This window comes from Streptomyces sp. LS1784 (assembly GCF_020103755.1).
In the GTDB taxonomy this organism is placed as follows: Bacteria; Actinomycetota; Actinomycetes; order Streptomycetales; family Streptomycetaceae; genus Kitasatospora.
In genome coordinates this window covers 1-15659 of sequence record NZ_JAHSQD010000152.1, presented here as the reverse complement: position 1 = coordinate 15659, position 15659 = coordinate 1, and the positions used below count along the sequence as shown (strand labels likewise).

The window sequence follows — 15659 nt, the reverse complement described above, 5'->3', positions numbered from 1 at the left end:
CGTGGCGCTGATAGAAGCGGACCGCGCTGTCGTTGTAGTCGGTGGCCCATAGGCCTATGGGTGCGGCTCCGGCCCAGGTGAGGAACTCGGTCATCATGCGGCCACCGAGTCCCTGGCCCTGGACGTGGTTCAGCAGATACATCGGTCCGAGAGTGACCATCTCGCCGCGGCGCCCGCAGAGAACGCCGACGATCTCGGTTTCAGAACGGAGGACACGGCAGAACAGCAGGTCCGGCTCCTGGTTCGCTGCCTCGATGAACTCCCGCCACTGGTTGATGCCTTCCGCGGTAGCTGACGAGCCGCGATGCTCACGGATCCAGTCCTCGTCGATCCCCACCTCCGGGTTGGGGTATGTCTGCAGCCAAGCCCTCAGCAGCAGCGGCCCCAGCTGCGCGGAGTCGTCCGGACGAGCAGCTTCGATCACGTAGGTCATGGCAACGATCCTCGTCGATCATCCACCGCTTCAGGCCGCCCAGTCAGATGTCACCCGATTTTGGCGCGCTGCTCCGTTCGCGCCCTGGTGCTGGCGAGTCGGTAGGAGTCGGTGGCGTCAAACGCTGGTCCCTCGCGTACACCTTCCCGTCTCGCTAGCCGGACCCGGACCGTCTGGCAGTGCCGGTCCGTCCCGGCATTGTCAGGGCTGCTTACCGCTCACCTCGACATCCCCCGAGACGAACTGCCCCCAGCTTCAGTCAGGTTGCTGCGACAACCCGGCGGTGCAGGTCTCACACCTCACTCGACTCCATGTCACCTCGTGGCGCACCCACCCGGTACGACAAGCACGCGGTCCGCTACGAAGCGACCGTGCTGGTCGCAGCCGTCAACGAGTGGCTGTGACCGGCATCTTTCCGGCCGTGCGGAAAGCGGCGTCAGCGGTGGCTCAGCACGTTGACCACGCGGCCGTTGGGGTCACGGACGAAGAACCGCCGCACGCCCCACTCCTCATCCTGCAGGGGGTGGACGATCTCCGCACCGCTGTCCCGCATGGCCGCATAGGCCGCGTCCACATCATCCACTTCGACACTCATGTCGGGGGTGACCGGCGCAGTCTCGTCGCTGGTCATGAAGCTGACTTGCGCCGCCGGACTGGACGCTGAGGCGAGGGTCATGATCCAGCCGTGGTTCATGACCTCCTCGAAGCCCAGCAGGCCATAGAACTCCCGGTTCTCCTGCGCAGTCTCTGACTGAATGTTGGGCACGACACGGCGAACAGACATCGACGACTCCAGATAAGAACAGACATGGCTCCGAGACCCTCCACAAGTAGTACGGCACACCCACCGCCGCGCAGGGCGCAGCACGGGACGATGCCGGGCCGGACGGGCCCCGCCCGCGGGGCCAGGGCCAGACGCGGCGGCCACCCCACCTGGCGCAGGCCCGGCGGTGTGACTGTGGGGGCGGGGCAGGTAGCCTCGGGCTCCACCGGGCGAGCAGCGCCGTGGCCCATGGCCAGGAGCCTGCGATGGTGCTTCCGGGGCTATCCGCGGTGAAATCTTCGGTGATATCTTCGGGAGGTCTGTGGTGGCATCTTCGTGGAACAGTTCAATGCGTCTTGGCGTGGTTCTTTGAGTCTCCCGGACCGAATTGTTCGTGGCCGCAAATCGATTTCATCAGGATGCGGTTTCGTGACGGTGCTGAGGCCGCACCTCGATGACGCCCGGGACCGCACCGCGCTGGCGCGGCCAACTGCAACCCGATGGCGTCGGTGCTGCGGCCCTGGAGTGGTGACCTGGAGGCGGCCGGGCTGGCCGAGGAGCAGCGGCCGAGTCGGCGCGGCTGGCGGAGGCCGAACGGCAGGCCTCCCACGCGGTGTGGGCTTGCGAGTACTGGGCGTCGGAACGGGTCGTGCACCCGGCCTGTCGGCCCGGGACCTTGTGGCCGCCGCTGTCGGGAATGTTGCCGAGCTTCTTGATATCGACGTGGACCAACTCGCCCGGTGCACAGTGCTCGTAACGTCGGATCACGCGGCCGGTGATCGTAGCCCTGGACGGGGCCAGGCGTAGCGTCGCCGACGAGTCCCTCAGGCGTCGTGCCTGATGTCCTGAGCACCCTCAACGGTCGTTCCGCCGGCCGCCGGGGGCCTGCGGTGGGGCGGCAGCCGTGGTGGGAAGGCGCACGGTGAACACCGAGCCGGTTCCAGGCGTGCTGGCCGCGTGGACGTCGCCGCCGTGGATCTCGGCGAGCTTCCGGACGATGGCGAGGCCGAGACCGCTGCCGCCGCTCTGGCGGTTGCGGGACTTCTCGGCCCGCCAGAAGCGCTCGAACACCAGCGGCAGGTCCGCCGCAGCGATGCCGTTGCCGCTGTCGGCGACCTCGATGAGCAGGGCGTCGGCGTCCAGGCGGGTCCGCAGGGTGACCGTGCCGCCCTCCGGGGTGTGCCGGACGGCGTTGGCGACCAGGTTGCCCACCATCTGGCGCAAACGCACCGGGTCGGCGAACACCTCGTATCCGGCCGTGGCCGCGACCGGTTCGACGGTCAGGGTCACGCCCGACGCCTGTGCCCGGGCGCCGTGGGCGGTGGCGACCTGGGCGAGCAGGTCCTCGGCGTCCACGAGCCGGCGGTGCAGGGCGAGTTCGCCGGCGTCGGCGGCGGCGAGGTCCCGCAGGTCGTCGATCACGTGCTGAAGCAGCAGGGCCTCCTCCAGCAGCGAACTCGTCAGGGCTCCGTCGGCGGTGACGATGCCGTCCTCGACGGCCTCCAGCCAACCGCGGATGTTGCTGAGCGGGGTACGCAGTTCGTGCGCGATGTCGCCCACCATCGCCCGGCGCAGCTCCTCGAGTTGTTCGCGGCGCTGAGCCATGGCGTTGAAGGCGGCGGCGAGTCCGGCGATCTCGTCGCGGCCGGTCGTGGCCACCCGGGCGGAGAGGTCCCCGTCGGTCATCCGCCTGGCGGCGCGGGTGAGTGCGTTCAGCGGCCGGGAGAGCCGCAGTCCGACCGTCGTGGTGATCGCCACGGTGATCGCCAGGACCAGCGCGGCGACCTCGGCGACCCGCCCGCGGTGGGGGGCGGACAGGACGGGGGCCGGATCCTCCGCCCCGGCGGGTGCGCCGACGAACAGCAGCACGGGCGGTGCCACGTACCGGACGAGTTGCTGCCGGCGGGAGTTGGCGAGGCAGGCGGAGATCACCTGTTCCTGCGCCGGGTCACGGGACGGGGACCACTGCAGCGCCAGGGACAGCGTGACGGGCCGGATCTGCTGGCGCTCCAGGCAGGCGTTGACGAGTGCGGTGAGGTCGGCGAGGGCCGCGCTCTCGGTGCGGGTCGGGGCGTCCAGCACCAGGGGGGACGCGCAGCGCGCGCTGGGGGCGTGGTCGCCGGGGACGCTCACCACGGGGTGTCCGGCGGGGTCGTCGGTGACGGTCGCCTCGACGCCCAGTTCCGACCGCAGGCAGCCGGCCCGGTTCCGTGCGGCCTCCTCCATGGCCGTGCGCTCGGCGGTCGTCAGCCGGAACGGGCCCACGGCGCGGGCGTCGATCCGGTCGGCGGGGGCATCGGGCAGCATGGCGAGATCGACGGAGAGCGGGTCGACGGTGGTGGTGGGGGTGTGGGGCAGGGCCGTGCGGTCCGCGGCCGTGTTCGGGGCCGGCGCCGCGGACGCGGAGTCGATGACCGGCTCGAAGCGCGGTGTGGCCAGCAGGATGTGCTGCCCGGTGTCGGCGGCGAGCCGCCGCACGGTCGACTCCGCGCCGGTCCAGTCGGGGTGGGTCGCGGCGTAGCCGAGCAGTTCGTGGTAGATCCGGGCCTGGTCCGCGAGGACCTGACGCCGCTCCTGCCTGATCACGCCCGTCGTGGTGCGGGCGGTCAGCCAGGCCGTCGCGGCGATGGAGCAGAGGGAGACCAGGGCGGAGAGGGCGAGCAGCCGGAGCAGCAGGCTGCGGTGCGGCGGGGTGTCACGACGCACCGCGCGGCCCTTCCGCAAGCTTGTAGCCGATGCCGTAGACAGTCAAGAGACGCGTGGGGAGCCGTGGTTGGGGCTCGATCTTGCGACGCAGGTTCATCACGTGAGTGTCGACGGTCCGGGTGGTGATGTACCGGTCGATGCCGTGCAGGTGCTCCAGCAGCTGGGCCCGGGTGAAGACCCGGCCGGGCTGGGCGGCCAGCACCTCCAGCAGCCGGAACTCACCGGGCGTGCAGCTGACGGGCCGTCCGTCCGCGGTGACCTCGTGGCGCAGGGGGTCGACGGTGAGGGCCCCGGTGGTCAGCACCGCCGCCGACGGGGCGACGGGCGTCGCCGTCTGCGCGGCGGCGTCCTGAGACAGCGGGCGGGAGCCGCGACGCAGCAGGGCGCGCACCCGGGCGACGAGTTCGCGGGGGCTGTAGGGCTTGGTGAGGTAGTCGTCGGCGCCGAGGTCGAGCCCGAGCAGCAGGTCCTCCTCGGTGCTGCGGGCGGTCAGCATCAGCACCGGGACGGCGGATTCGGCGCGCAGGGCGCGGCAGACGTCGAGTCCGTCCATGACGGGCATCATCACATCGAGGACCAGGAGCTGTGTCGGGCCGCTCCGGGCCTGCTCCAGCGCGGCGCGGCCGTCGTGGACGACGACCACACGATGCCCTTCCCGCTCCAGGTACAGGCGGACCAGGTCGGCCTGCTTGGGATCGTCCTCGGCAACCACGACATGTGCGCACATGAGGATGATCGTAATTCGCCCTCCGGAGGCATCCCCCACCGGTTCACGACAGCCTCTCGACAAGTTCCTGACACCGACGGACCAGGGTGGGTGCAACCCGCCGGGGGAGCGCCCCGGCCCCGCCTCCGAAAGGCTCCCGTGTGATGCCCTCCCCCCGTCCGGTGTCCCTCACCGCCCTCGCCCTCGGGGCAGCCCTGCTGCTGTCCGCCGTCCCCGCCGTCGCGGCGGCGGAGGTGATGCCGCACCTCCAGGCCCTGCAACGGATCGCGGACCGCAACGGCGGCAACCGCGCGCACGGCACCCGGGGGTACGCGGAGTCGGTGGCGTACGTGAAGCAGGCCCTGGACCGGGCCGGCTTCCGGACGCAGCTGCGCCACTTCTCCCACGACGGCAAGGACGGCTACAACCTGATCGCCGACTGGCCGGGCGGCGACCCGAACCACGTACTGCTCTCCGGCGCCCACCTGGACAGCGTCCCGATGGGCCCGGGGATCAACGACAACGGCTCCGGCTCGGCGGCCGTCCTGACCACCGCCCTGCAGGTGGCCAAGGCCAAGCTGAAGCCCGAGCGGCACCTGCGCTTCGCCTGGTGGGGAGCGGAGGAGCTGGGGATGGCCGGCTCGGCGGACTACGTCAAGAACCTTTCCACCGCCGACCGCAAGGCCATCGACCTGTACCTCAACCTCGACCAGGCGGGCAGCAGGAACCTCCAGCAGTACCTTGTGGTGAAGGACGCGAAGAACGGTGAGACCGCGGCCTTCCAGGCCTTCGAGAACTGGTTCGGCGCCCGGGGCCTCGCCACGTTCGACATCCCGCTGGACAGCTCCGACACCCAGTCGTTCGGGGACGCCGGCATCCCGTCGTCCGGGTTCAGCAGCGGCGTCTCGGACTGCCTCCACAGCGCATGCGACAACCTCGCCAACGTCGACCCCGCGACGCAGGCGACCAGCACCAACGCCCTGATCGGCGTGGTGTGGCAGTTCGCCACCAAGACACCCGCCACCCCCGCCACCACCTCCTCCCCCGTCCGGTCCTGACCACCCGTCCCCAGGAGCCGCAGATGCGCACACCACCGAGCCACCACCGCCGCAAGGCCGCCACCCTGGTGGCGGCCGCCACCGTCCTCGGCGTCGCCCTGGCCACCGTCCCCGCGGGAGCGGCCGGGGCCGGCGACCCCTACTTCCCCGACGACGGCAACGCCGGCTACGACGTGGCGAACTACGACGTCCGGATCGCCTACGACCCGGCGCAGCCCGGCCTGTTGAAGGGCGACACAACCGTCACCGCCCGGGCCCTGCGGTCGCTGGACCGCCTCTCCTTGGACCTCAAGGGCTTCCAGGTCGCCTCCGTCACCGTGAACGGCACCCCGGCGAAGTCGTTCTCCCGCTCCGGCGCGCACAAGCTGGACATCGAACCCGCCCGCCGGGTGTCCGGCGGCGCCACTTTCGCGGTGCGGGTGGTGTACGCGGGCAAGCCCGACCCCGAGGGCTGGCACCTGCTGGTGTCCGGCGGCGTCAACGCGATGGGCGAGCCGCACTCCGCAACCTCCTGGTTCCCTTCCAACGACCACCCGTCCGACAAGGCCACCTTCTCGCTCACCGCGACCGTCCCCGACGGCTGGACGGCCATCGGCAACGGCCGGCCCGGTCCGACCACCAGCGCGGGCGGTTCGACGACCTTCCGCTGGCGCGAGGACAAGCCGATGGCGACCTACCTCAGCACGGTCGCCATCGACAAGTTCACCGTCCACCGCTCGGAGCTGCCCGACGGGACACCGGTCATCACGGCCTACGGCCCGGACGTGCCGATCGACGAGACGGCCAAGGCGACCGAGGCCCAGCAGCCGGAGATCCTCGCCTTCCTGGCCTCGAAGTTCGGCCCGTACCCGTTCTCCTCCGCGGGTGCCATCGTCCGCAGCTGGCCCAAGGAGTCGGGTACGGGCGCGCCGGACCTGGAGACCCAGAGCCGACCCACCTACACCAACTACTTCTGGGACGCCGCGGCGGTCCACGAGATCACCCACCAGTGGTTCGGCGACAGCGTCTCGTTCACCGACTGGCGCGACGGCTGCATCGCCGAATGCGTCGCCCAGTACGCCAACCAGCTGTGGGAGGAACACAAGGGCTCGAACCTCGACACCACGTTCTACGCCCGCAACATCGAAGAGAACAGGAACAACCCGGCGTACTGGTCCACCAAGCTGTACGACCCCGGCCAGGGCAACGAGCTCGCCCCGGCCCTCTACTTCAAGGGCTCCCTGATGATGCACGCCCTGCGGCGCACCGTCGGAGACGACGCGTTCTTCGGCACCCTCAAGCGCTGGACCGCCGACCACGCCTACGGCAACGCCTCCTTCCCGCAGTTCGAGGCCCTGGCCGCGAAGGTGTCCGGCAAGGACCTCAAGGGCTTCTTCGACGCCTGGGCCCACAGCACGACGATCCCCCCGAAGGAATACCTCTACCCCGGCACCCTGGCCCCGCTGGCCGACAGTTAGAAGTCCGCTGAAGATGGGTCTGTACGGTCTTCGACTCTGGCGCACTTTCGGTAGTGACAACCGGTAATTCCCGCTACTTTGCAGTGATGCACCCGGGTCAGGCCGCGATCCAGCACCTGGACCCCGGGTCCGCCACAGGCCGGGACGGAGATCCCGGGCAGACGTCCGCGCGGCTCAACCAGCCGTTCTCATCAGCGGCCAGCCGGGCCTGGGACAGGGCCCGCACGCTCACCCGGCGACGTGCGCCAGCGCCTCCTGACTCAGTTTGGCGCCGGTGCGCAGGCGGAGCAGGCGTGCGCCGAACCCGCCGGTGGCCGGTGTGTCCGTCCCCATGGCTGCTGTGTCCCCGGTGCCGCGCGCGGGGTGGCCGGTCCGCCGATTCCGTCCGGCAGAAGTATGCCGGACGGTACTTCTGCCGGTGGAACCGCCTGGTCCGCCACCGGCCCGGCACGGTTAGCTGAGGGCGACCCGGACGGGGGCCCGACCAACCCCCGCCGGGCCGGTCCGTCGCCGCTGTGCCGCCCTCCCGTGTGCGGCCCGCCCGGCGGGCTCGGGGGAACCTCCAGACCTCCGGTCTTTGGCGTACCGCTCCCGCGGACGCCGACGGCCGCTTTCCACCAGGGAACTTCACAATGAGAACCAGTGGTGCCGTGCCCCGTCGGGGCACCGACCGCCGTGCTCGCCTGCTGCGCCTGTTCGCCCTGCCGGTGATCCCACTCCTCGTCCTGGCCTCGATGCTGACGGCACCCACGGGCGCGACGGCGGCGAGCAGCAAGTACGGGAACGCGCGCTACCACCAGTGGTCGTGGGTGACGTCGCACAACGCCTACGCCAACAACTGGAACGGGTTCCCCGTTCCGCCGAACCAGTCGCAGAGCATCCAGCAGCAGCTCGAGGGCGGCGTGCGGGGGCTGATGCTCGACACCTGGGACCCCAAGGGCACCGCGCCCGTCGAGATGTGCCACGGCAGTACGTCTCTGTGCTACGAGGAGTTCAAGTCGGGGCTCCTGACCATCGTGAACTTCCTGCAGAAGAACCCGCAGGAGGTGGTGACGGTCTTCCTGGAGAACTACGCCAGCCCGCAGACGCTCAGCAAGACGATCACCGACATGCTGGACGCCAAGGGCGCCGGCAAGCTGCTCTTCAACCAGAACGACTGGGGCATCTTCAGCAGCAACTGGCCCCGCCTGCGCGACATGGTCGCCGCCAACCAGCGCCTCGTGATCTTCCAGGACAGCTGGAGTGACCAGGCGGTCGGCTCCGGCACGCTGATGAACACCTGGACGCACACCGTGGAGAACCGGTACAGCTACGGCCTGGGGCAGCCGTACGGCTGCGAGCCGCGCGGGGAGAGCCAGCCACTGAACCAGAACCCCATGCCGGGGACGAGCAACCTGACCCCGCTGTTCACCATGAACCAGTTCAGCTCGGACAACCTCGACCCGGAGGCCTACGCCAAGATCGACAACGGGTCCCAGCTCAAGAGCCGCATCGAGAAGTCCTGCCGGCCCGCTGCGGGCCGCAACCCGAACTTCGTCGCGGTGGACCACTACCAGCTCTCCGACAAGTCGGGCAACACCCCGCTGTCCGTGGTCGATGAGCTCAACCGCGACAACTACGTCTTCGAGCCCGACCCGGCGGTGTGGGTCGTCACCGACTCCAAGCAGTACGTCAGCACCTACAACAGCAACCGGTGCATGGTGCGCGGTGACGAGTTCCCCGACGGCTCCGGCGGCCTGGTCACGCAGCGGGCCTGCGCGAACCCGGCGCCCAGCAGCCACCAGTGGACGGCCACCAAGCCGAACTACGACGGCAAGGGCTACTACTGGATCAAGGCGGGCAACGGCTCCTGCCTGACCGTCCCCTACAACAACGGCACACCGCCCGGCGACGGCACGCAGTTGTTCTGGTGGCCGTGCGAGACCCAGTGGTCCTCCGGCAACCAGCTGTGGAACGTCATGCCGACCAACATCGACAGCAACGGCAACTCGCGCGGCTACTACTTCATCAACCAGTGGACCGGCCGGTGCCTGACCCTGGACCCCGCGACCACCGGCGACAAGGCCGGCAAGGTCACCCAGGCCGCCTGCCCCAAGCGCTGACACCAGGCCGAAAGGACCGGTCCGGCACCGCCCCCGTGCGGTGCCGGACCGGTCCTTCCCGGCGTGCCTACCGGTACTCGACCGTGGTGACGAGGAAGAGCTATGCCGTCGCGGCCTGCGGGGCCGCGAAGCGCAGCCGGAGCCGGGTGGTGCCGGTGCGGTCGAGGCCGCTGGAGGGTGGTGCTACAGCTCGATGGCCGGCGACGTGGCTCGGCGGCGTCACTGGTCGCCTGCGGTCCACCGGCCGCCCCGTCTACGCCGTCAACCCGATGGCCGCCGCCCGCTACCGCGAGCGCCACACCGTGGCCCGAAAGAAGTCCGACCACCTCGACGCGATGGTACTGGCGAACATCCTGCGCACCGACGCGGACGCCCACCGCACGCTGCCGGCAGACAGCGAACTCGCCCAGGTCGTCGCCGTCCTCGCCCGCGCCCAGCAGGACGCCGTCTGGGACCGCACCCAGGCCGGCAACAAGCTCCGCTCCCACCTGCGCGAGTACTTCCCCGGCTACCTCGCCGCCGTCCAGCCGATCACCGGCGGACTCACCGCGCCGCTGGCCCGCACCCTGCTGGCCACCGCACCGACTCCCGGCCAGGCCGCCCGACTCACCCGCGCCCAGCTGAAGGCGGTGCTCAAGCGTGCAGGCCGCCAGCGCGGAATCGACGCCGAGGTCGAGCGCCTGCACGCCGCCCTCCGCCTTGCGCAGATGCGCCAACTCCCGCTTGTCGAGCAGGCGATGGGCCGCCAGGCCCTGGCCCTGCTGGGCAAGTTCGAGGCCGCCTGCACCACTGCGGACGACCTCGCCGAAGCCTCGGTCGAGCTGTTCGAGCAGCACCCCGACGCCGCGATCATCACCAGCTTCCCCGGCCTCGACGCACTCAGCGGCGCCCGGGTCCTCGCCGAGATCGGCGACGACCGCACCCGCTTCGCCGACGCCAAGGCGCTCAAGGCCTACGCCAAGGCGCTCAAGGCCTACGCCGGATCAGCGCCAGTCACCCGCGCCTCCGGAAAGAGCCACGCGGTCATGGTCCGCCGGGTGAAGAACCAGCGCCTGGCCGCGGTCGGCTACGTCTGGGCCTTCGCCTCGCTCACCGCGTCGACCGGCGCCAGGGCCCACTACGATCGCCGGCGCAAGGCCGGCGACCGCCACAGCTCCGCCCAGCGCAACCTCTACAACCGGCTCCTCGGCTGCCTCCACCACTGCCTCGCCACCGGCACGCCCTACAGCGAGACCACTGCCTTCCCTGTCCCGCCCAAGCTCGAACTGGCCATCGCGGCCTGACCTGCCGGGTCGCCACGTGCGGCCCTGCTTCAGGCTTGGGACGAAGCCGGTCAGTGCCCGCGCGGGGCGTACATGATGACGGCGACGCCGGCCAGGCACACCAGGCGCCGGTGACGTCGAAGCGGCCGGTAATCGGGCAAGGAAGCCCAACTCATCACCGTGCTGTAGTCGCTGCCCCCGGGGGAGTCGGCTGGGTGGAGAAGGCTGCCGTCAGTAGCGCCCCGTCCACGACCACCACCGCTGCCAGCACCCCGAGCACCGGCCACGCCCCGCAGCCACCCCCGTCAGCGCGCCCCTGAAACCCCGGGGGCGAGCGTAGTGGCGCACCCGGCGCAGCGGCGGGCGGTACGCGAGATCGCATCTGTCGCGATGAGATCCGTCAGCCAACGGCCGACGCGACGTACGTCTGTCGGTCCGGTCGGCGGGGCCTCGTCGCGTCATAGCCCGGGTCTGCCCGGCCTGCGCCGAGCCCCGGGTCAGGCGGTTGCCTCAGCGGCCTTCGGCGAGGGATTCTGGCGCTTGCGTCAATCACGCCAGGTGCGCCAGAGAAAAACCGGCCAGGCAATTGCCGCCGCCACACCGCCGACGGCAAAGGCCGTCACCAACAGATAGGAGGAGCCGCCCCCTGTGCCAAAAACGCCGCCGTGGGCGCCGGAATCCAGCGCCGTGGCCGTTCCGCCGATCTGCAGGGAATCCGGTTCGTCGTACAGGAGGATGTCCGTGCGGACGGTGGCGCCATCCGCCGACGTCCAAGTCCCGTAGAAGTCACAGGACCCGTGGCTGCAGGTCGTGCGGGCGGCGGTGAACGTTCCGACGACCCCGCTGCCGCTCTGCGCCTGCCAGGCCGGCACGAGGTCGGGTGCGGCCTTGGTGATGCCGAGGACGGCGATGAAGGGAAGGCCGACCCAGAGGAATAGGGTCGTGCGCCAGTGGCGCTTTGCAGGGGTGTCGCTCATGACGGGGGAGCCTATGGTACGGGCCGTATTCCGCAAAATCATTTCAAGGCGCAAAATGCGCATCCAGGATATATTTCGCTCAGCGCATTGAATTCTTCGCCCGTGCGCGCCAGGAATCCACCTGGAACTCGACCTCGGCCCCCTCACGGCCTACGCCGGATCAGCACCGATCACGCGAGCCTCCGGCAGAGACACGCGGTCATGGTCCGCCGGGCAAGAACCAGCGTCTGGCCGCGGTCGGCTATCTCTGGGCCTTCGCCTCCCTCACCGCGTCACCAGACGCCAGAGCCGACTACGACCGCCGGTGCATGGCCTGCGACCGCCACGCCTCCGCCCAGTGCAACCTCTACGACCGCTTCCTCGGCTGCCTCCACCACTACCTCACCACCAACACGCCCTACAGCGAAACCACCGCCTTCACCATCCAACCCAAACCCGCTCTCGCGGTGCTGTGGAGATCATCCACGGCCGACCGCGTCCAGGTGCGCCACGTCCGACTCCGCCATCACACTGACGTAGGAGGTGTTCGAAGCGGGGCGAGGACGGCCGGCTTCGACTTCGCCGGACCCGCCGTCCTGTACGCGATCACACACCGGGAGCTGGGCGCCCACAAGATCGGCATCACCGGGGTAAACGCCCGCACCGACCGGCTCGCGGTCCACCGGCGCCACGGCTGGGAGGTCATCCAAGTTCTCCACTGCGACAGCGGCGCCGAGGCATACCTGGTGGAGCAAGCCGCCCTTCGCCGGCTGCGCAATGACCTCGGCCTTGGCCAGTGCCTGACGGCCGCGGACATGCCGCAAAGAGGGGAGACTGAAACGGTGGACGCGGCCGCGATCTCCCTGCCTGCCCTTTGGCAAGCAGTCACTACCGAGGCCACCCACCTGCACCGTGCCCCGACCCGCCGCCTACTTCCGGTCCCCGGCCCGTCCCCTCAGCCCGACGCCCTAATACTCCAGCTGTAGATCGTGATGTGCCATGGTCTTGGGGCTGTCTGCCGCTGATGGAAAATCAGGTGGTCTCGGCGCGCCGTCTGGGTAGAGTTGCGCCGTGCCCGAGCTGAAGCAGCTGGATGCTGGCCATGCCCCGGCGGTCCTGGCATTCGAGCTGGCGAACCGTGCCTACTTCGCTGTCTCGGTTCCCGACCGGGGCGACGAGTTCTACGACCAGTTCGCCGACCGGTACAGCGCCTTGCTGGCTGAGCAAGAGGCCGGCATCTGCGCCTTCTACGTGCTGGTCGCCGAGGACGGCTCGGTTCTGGGCCGGTTCAACCTGTACGACTTGGAGGACGGCACTGCCAACCTCGGCTACCGGGTCGCGCAGCACGTCGCCGGCCGCGGCGTAGCAACCGCGACCGTCCGGGAGTTGTGCCGGCTGGCGAGGGCGCGGCACGGGCTGCGCACACTGCGGGCAGCCACCGCTCACGCCAATGCCGCGTCCCAGAAGGTGCTGACCAAGGCCGGGTTCGTCCCGGTCGGCCCGGCAGACCCGGCCGACCTCAGCGGTAAGCCAGGCACCTGGTATCAGCGCGACCTGGCACTCCAGTCATAGACCGTGATCTTGCCGGTGGACCGGCTGCGGGATGGCTGCGGCCACCTTGATCATCGGTGTGTGAAGATTGAAGATCATGCGGTGGCCGCAGGTCACAGCGTAGACCCTGCTCGATGGCAAGAGGCGTTCGAGGGCCTGATGGGCCGGATAGCCGGCCGGTTCTCCCGGGTCGAACCCCGCCGCCGGGTGCGGCAGTTGGTCCTCGGATTGCTCTCGGACCTGCCGCGCAAGAACTGCTGGACCATTGCCGAGCACACCGGTGACGCCACCCCGGACGGCTTGCAGCATCTGCTCGGCCGCGCCAAGTGGGACGCCGACCGGGTCCGCGATGACCTGCGCGAGTTCGTCCTGGAGCACCTGGCGGACCACCAGGCGGTGCTCGTCGTCGACGAGACCGGAGACCTGAAGAAGGGCACGCAGACCGTCGGCGTCCAGCGCCAGTACACCGGTACCGCGGGCCGGATCGAGAACTCCCAGGTCGCGGTCTACCTCACCTACACCTCCCGGCACGGCCACGCCGCCATCGACCGTGCCCTCTACCTGCCCAAGTCCTGGACCGGCGACCGGGACCGCTGCGAGCGGGCAGCCGTGCCCGACGACATCGGCTTCTCGACCAAGCCGCAGCTGGCTTGGCAGATGATCGAACGCGCCCTGGACTCCGGTGCCCCGGCCGCGTGGGCGGCCGGCGACGAGGTCTACGGCGACAACCCGCACCTGCGCGCGGCCCTGGAAAGGCGCGGGCTCGGCTACGTGCTTGCGGTCTCCCGCACGCACCGCGTCCCTACCCCGGCCGGACCCAGCGCGCCGACCACCTTTCCAAGCGCATCCCGCGCAGGGCCTGGCAGAAGCTGTCTGCCGGACACGGCGCGAAGGGGCACCGCTACTACGACTGGGCGCACGTCGCCATCAATACAAGAGACCCGGCGAGCCATCAGCATCTGCTGGTCCGCCGCAACCGCAGCACCGGTGAACTGGCCTACTACCGCTGCTACTCGCCCCGCCCGGTCCCGTTGTCCACGCTGGTCAAGATCGCGGGAAGCCGCTGGACGGTAGAGGAGACATTCCAGAGCTCGAAGACACTGGCGGGACTGGACGAGCACCAGGTCCACCGCTGGGACTCATGGCACCGCTGGGTCACCCTGGCCCCGCTCGCCCACGCGTTCCTTGCCATCACCGCCGCCCTCGAACGGCGCGGCCAGGCCCCGGCCGACGACGGGACCAGCCCCGACGGACTGATCCCGCTCACCTGCAACGAGATCCAGCGCCTGCTTGTCGCCCTGCTCATCCAGCCTGCCAGCGACGTGGCCCACCAACTGCGCTGGTCCACCTGGCGACGACGCCACCAAGCCCGCGCCCGCCACAGCCACTACCGACGCCAAGCCGCTCTCCAACCATGAAGATCACCATCTACGGCTGGAGTACTAACCACCGGGGGCGGGCGCCGAGACCTGGTAGCTCCCGATAGCGGCGACAGGCGGACTCGGCGTCGCCACTCGACCTGACCGTTCGGCCATGAATCAGGATTCCGTCCAGCCGCGGGACGCTGTGGCTCAGCATCTCCTCCATGACGGAGCGCCATTCGTCGCTGTTCTCCATCAGAACGAGCATGCAGGTGACTCGGTTGAAGGTCGCCGGAATGCCGACGACCTTGCTCCGGCAGAGGACCCAACCCGGCTCTGACCCGGCCCAGCCCCAGATCGAGGTCGATGTCAGGGCGGGATGCAGGAGCTGCGTTCTGAAGCACCCACTCAATGAGCATTATCAGGGCAACAGTCTACGGTTGCGAGTCGTCAAGCTCGCCGGAGCTCAGTTCCATCAGCCCTCGTTGGTGCCGCCGGAGTCCTTGGGTACCGTCCAAGGTGCTGAGGCAGCGCGACACCGTGGTGCATCCCTGGCAAGTAGAGCGTCCGCCGAGACCTAGGCAGGCTCCCGCTCATGACATGTATCGCCGGATCAGGTCGGCGCCGCAACGGCCAGCGCCTCCAGCGCCGCGCGCACGCTCTCCCCGGCCAGCTCCAGCCGGTTCAGGTCCCGCACCGCGCTGATGACATGGGTGGAGTCGCCACGCTGCTTGCCCCCGGCCGTGATCAGCCCCTCCTGACGGCAGTGCTCCACCAGCCGGTCGAAGAACAGGCGCTCCATGCCGTCGCGCCCCGGCCCGTCCGGGACGTCGCGTTGCGAATGTGGCCTGCAGGTATGGGTTTTGCAAAGGAAAGCTGATCGGCACTCAATGGAGCGGATGTGTCCGATGTCACATCCGCTGATCGTGCGCGACCGGCAGGCACCCGACACGGCCTCAGGTGATCGGCGCACGCGGCGGTTGCGGTGGTGGGGCGGGCGGCGGCAGGGCGTGCCGCCGCCCGATCGGTGCATCAGTCGTCGAGGTGCTCCGCCGTCAGTCCGTGGTCGGCCAGGAACGTGGCGAGTTCGTCGTCGGCGCCGCGGGCTCGCAGGGCCTTGGCGATGACGAACAGCTCGTCCCAGGCGTCGTCCGGATCGTCGAGCAGGGCGAGGGCGGCGCGGGCGGCTTCCTCGGCCGCGACCGGGTCACCGAGGTCCAGGAGGACCGCGCCGAGTTCGGTGAGCACGGCGCCCCGCCGCCGCTCCGTGTCGGCGTACACGCCCGTGTCGGTGTCCCGGCCCG

13 protein-coding genes and 2 pseudogenes are annotated in these 15659 nt (G+C 69.9%); 7 read left to right on the top strand and 8 right to left on the bottom strand.

The window, feature by feature from the left end; translation table 11 throughout:
* The 5 genes and pseudogenes from KS423_RS19150 to KS423_RS19130 all read right to left on the bottom strand — a co-directional run.
* Nucleotides 1-433 (bottom strand): GNAT family N-acetyltransferase (locus KS423_RS19150; protein ID WP_224280767.1); only part of this gene is annotated, 433 nt, incomplete at its 3' end.
* 436 nt (nucleotides 434-869) lie between these two features.
* Nucleotides 870-1217 carry a VOC family protein gene (locus KS423_RS19145; RefSeq protein WP_224280766.1) on the bottom strand — a complete coding sequence of 116 codons (348 nt, stop codon included), beginning with the start codon at nucleotides 1215-1217 and terminating at the stop codon, nucleotides 870-872.
* A gap of 633 nt (nucleotides 1218-1850) precedes the next feature.
* Nucleotides 1851-1973 (bottom strand): annotated as a pseudogene (locus KS423_RS19140) (IS481 family transposase); the annotation flags it as partial.
* 78 nt (nucleotides 1974-2051) lie between these two features.
* Complete coding sequence (locus tag KS423_RS19135; RefSeq protein ID WP_224280765.1) at nucleotides 2052-3902, bottom strand: ATP-binding protein; 1851 nt, start codon at nucleotides 3900-3902, stop codon at nucleotides 2052-2054.
* Nucleotides 3892-4629 (bottom strand): response regulator transcription factor, encoded by a 738-nt coding sequence (locus KS423_RS19130; protein WP_224280764.1) that lies wholly within the window; start codon nucleotides 4627-4629, stop codon nucleotides 3892-3894. Before KS423_RS19130 ends, KS423_RS19135 begins: the two co-directional genes overlap by 11 nt.
* Before the next feature lie 143 nt (nucleotides 4630-4772).
* On the opposite strand from KS423_RS19130, the gene KS423_RS19125 reads away from it, so the two are divergent.
* The 4 genes from KS423_RS19125 to KS423_RS19105 all read left to right on the top strand — a co-directional run bounded on the left by KS423_RS19125 (nucleotide 4773) and on the right by KS423_RS19105 (nucleotide 10508).
* Nucleotides 4773-5666, top strand: coding sequence for a M20/M25/M40 family metallo-hydrolase (locus KS423_RS19125; protein WP_224280763.1), 894 nt, complete (start codon nucleotides 4773-4775; stop codon nucleotides 5664-5666).
* 23 nt (nucleotides 5667-5689) lie between these two features.
* The gene (locus tag KS423_RS19120; protein WP_224280762.1) at nucleotides 5690-7123 is read left to right on the top strand and encodes a M1 family metallopeptidase; all 1434 of its coding nucleotides are present in this window, start codon (nucleotides 5690-5692) and stop codon (nucleotides 7121-7123) included.
* Nucleotides 7124-7755: 632 nt separating this feature from the next.
* Entirely contained in the window at nucleotides 7756-9225 is a 1470-nt protein-coding gene (locus tag KS423_RS19110; RefSeq protein ID WP_224280760.1) for a phosphatidylinositol-specific phospholipase C domain-containing protein, read from the top strand.
* Nucleotides 9226-9311: 86 nt separating this feature from the next.
* On the top strand, nucleotides 9312-10508 hold the full coding sequence (locus KS423_RS19105) for a transposase (protein WP_308020216.1): 1197 nt from the start codon (nucleotides 9312-9314) through the stop codon (nucleotides 10506-10508).
* 524 nt (nucleotides 10509-11032) lie between these two features.
* Here the strand turns inward: KS423_RS19105 and KS423_RS19100 are convergent.
* Entirely contained in the window at nucleotides 11033-11464 is a 432-nt protein-coding gene (locus KS423_RS19100) for a hypothetical protein (RefSeq protein WP_224280759.1), read from the bottom strand.
* A 308-nt stretch (nucleotides 11465-11772) separates the two neighbouring features.
* Here KS423_RS19100 and KS423_RS48520 point away from each other — a divergent pair, with 308 nt between their 5' ends.
* The 3 genes and pseudogenes from KS423_RS48520 to KS423_RS19085 all read left to right on the top strand — a co-directional run bounded on the left by KS423_RS48520 (nucleotide 11773) and on the right by KS423_RS19085 (nucleotide 14412).
* Complete coding sequence (locus tag KS423_RS48520) at nucleotides 11773-12429, top strand: hypothetical protein (protein ID WP_374119983.1); 657 nt, start codon at nucleotides 11773-11775, stop codon at nucleotides 12427-12429.
* An 85-nt stretch (nucleotides 12430-12514) separates the two neighbouring features.
* Nucleotides 12515-13015, top strand: a complete 501-nt coding sequence (locus KS423_RS19090) for a GNAT family N-acetyltransferase (protein ID WP_224280758.1) — start codon at nucleotides 12515-12517, stop codon at nucleotides 13013-13015.
* A 138-nt stretch (nucleotides 13016-13153) separates the two neighbouring features.
* Nucleotides 13154-14412: pseudogene (locus KS423_RS19085) on the top strand (IS701 family transposase).
* A gap of 556 nt (nucleotides 14413-14968) precedes the next feature.
* Here the strand turns inward: KS423_RS19085 and KS423_RS19080 are convergent.
* Nucleotides 14969-15157 (bottom strand): hypothetical protein, encoded by a 189-nt coding sequence (locus tag KS423_RS19080; protein ID WP_224280768.1) that lies wholly within the window; start codon nucleotides 15155-15157, stop codon nucleotides 14969-14971.
* A gap of 230 nt (nucleotides 15158-15387) precedes the next feature.
* On the bottom strand, nucleotides 15388-15659 hold a 272-nt coding region (locus KS423_RS19075; RefSeq protein WP_224280757.1), incomplete at its 5' end, for a hypothetical protein.

Excerpts from the sequence above, each read along its gene's own strand:
- KS423_RS19145 (WP_224280766.1), bottom strand. The coding sequence starts at position 1,217 with ATGTCTGTTCGCCGTGTCGTGCCCAACATTCAGTCAGAGACTGCGCAG.
- KS423_RS19130 (WP_224280764.1), bottom strand. The coding sequence starts at position 4,629 with ATGTGCGCACATGTCGTGGTTGCCGAGGACGATCCCAAGCAGGCCGAC.
- KS423_RS19125 (WP_224280763.1), top strand. The coding sequence starts at position 4,773 with ATGCCCTCCCCCCGTCCGGTGTCCCTCACCGCCCTCGCCCTCGGGGCA.
- KS423_RS19120 (WP_224280762.1), top strand. The coding sequence starts at position 5,690 with ATGCGCACACCACCGAGCCACCACCGCCGCAAGGCCGCCACCCTGGTG.
- KS423_RS19110 (WP_224280760.1), top strand. The coding sequence starts at position 7,756 with ATGAGAACCAGTGGTGCCGTGCCCCGTCGGGGCACCGACCGCCGTGCT.
- KS423_RS19100 (WP_224280759.1), bottom strand. The coding sequence starts at position 11,464 with ATGAGCGACACCCCTGCAAAGCGCCACTGGCGCACGACCCTATTCCTC.
- KS423_RS48520 (WP_374119983.1), top strand. The coding sequence starts at position 11,773 with ATGGCCTGCGACCGCCACGCCTCCGCCCAGTGCAACCTCTACGACCGC.
- KS423_RS19080 (WP_224280768.1), bottom strand. The coding sequence starts at position 15,157 with ATGGAGCGCCTGTTCTTCGACCGGCTGGTGGAGCACTGCCGTCAGGAG.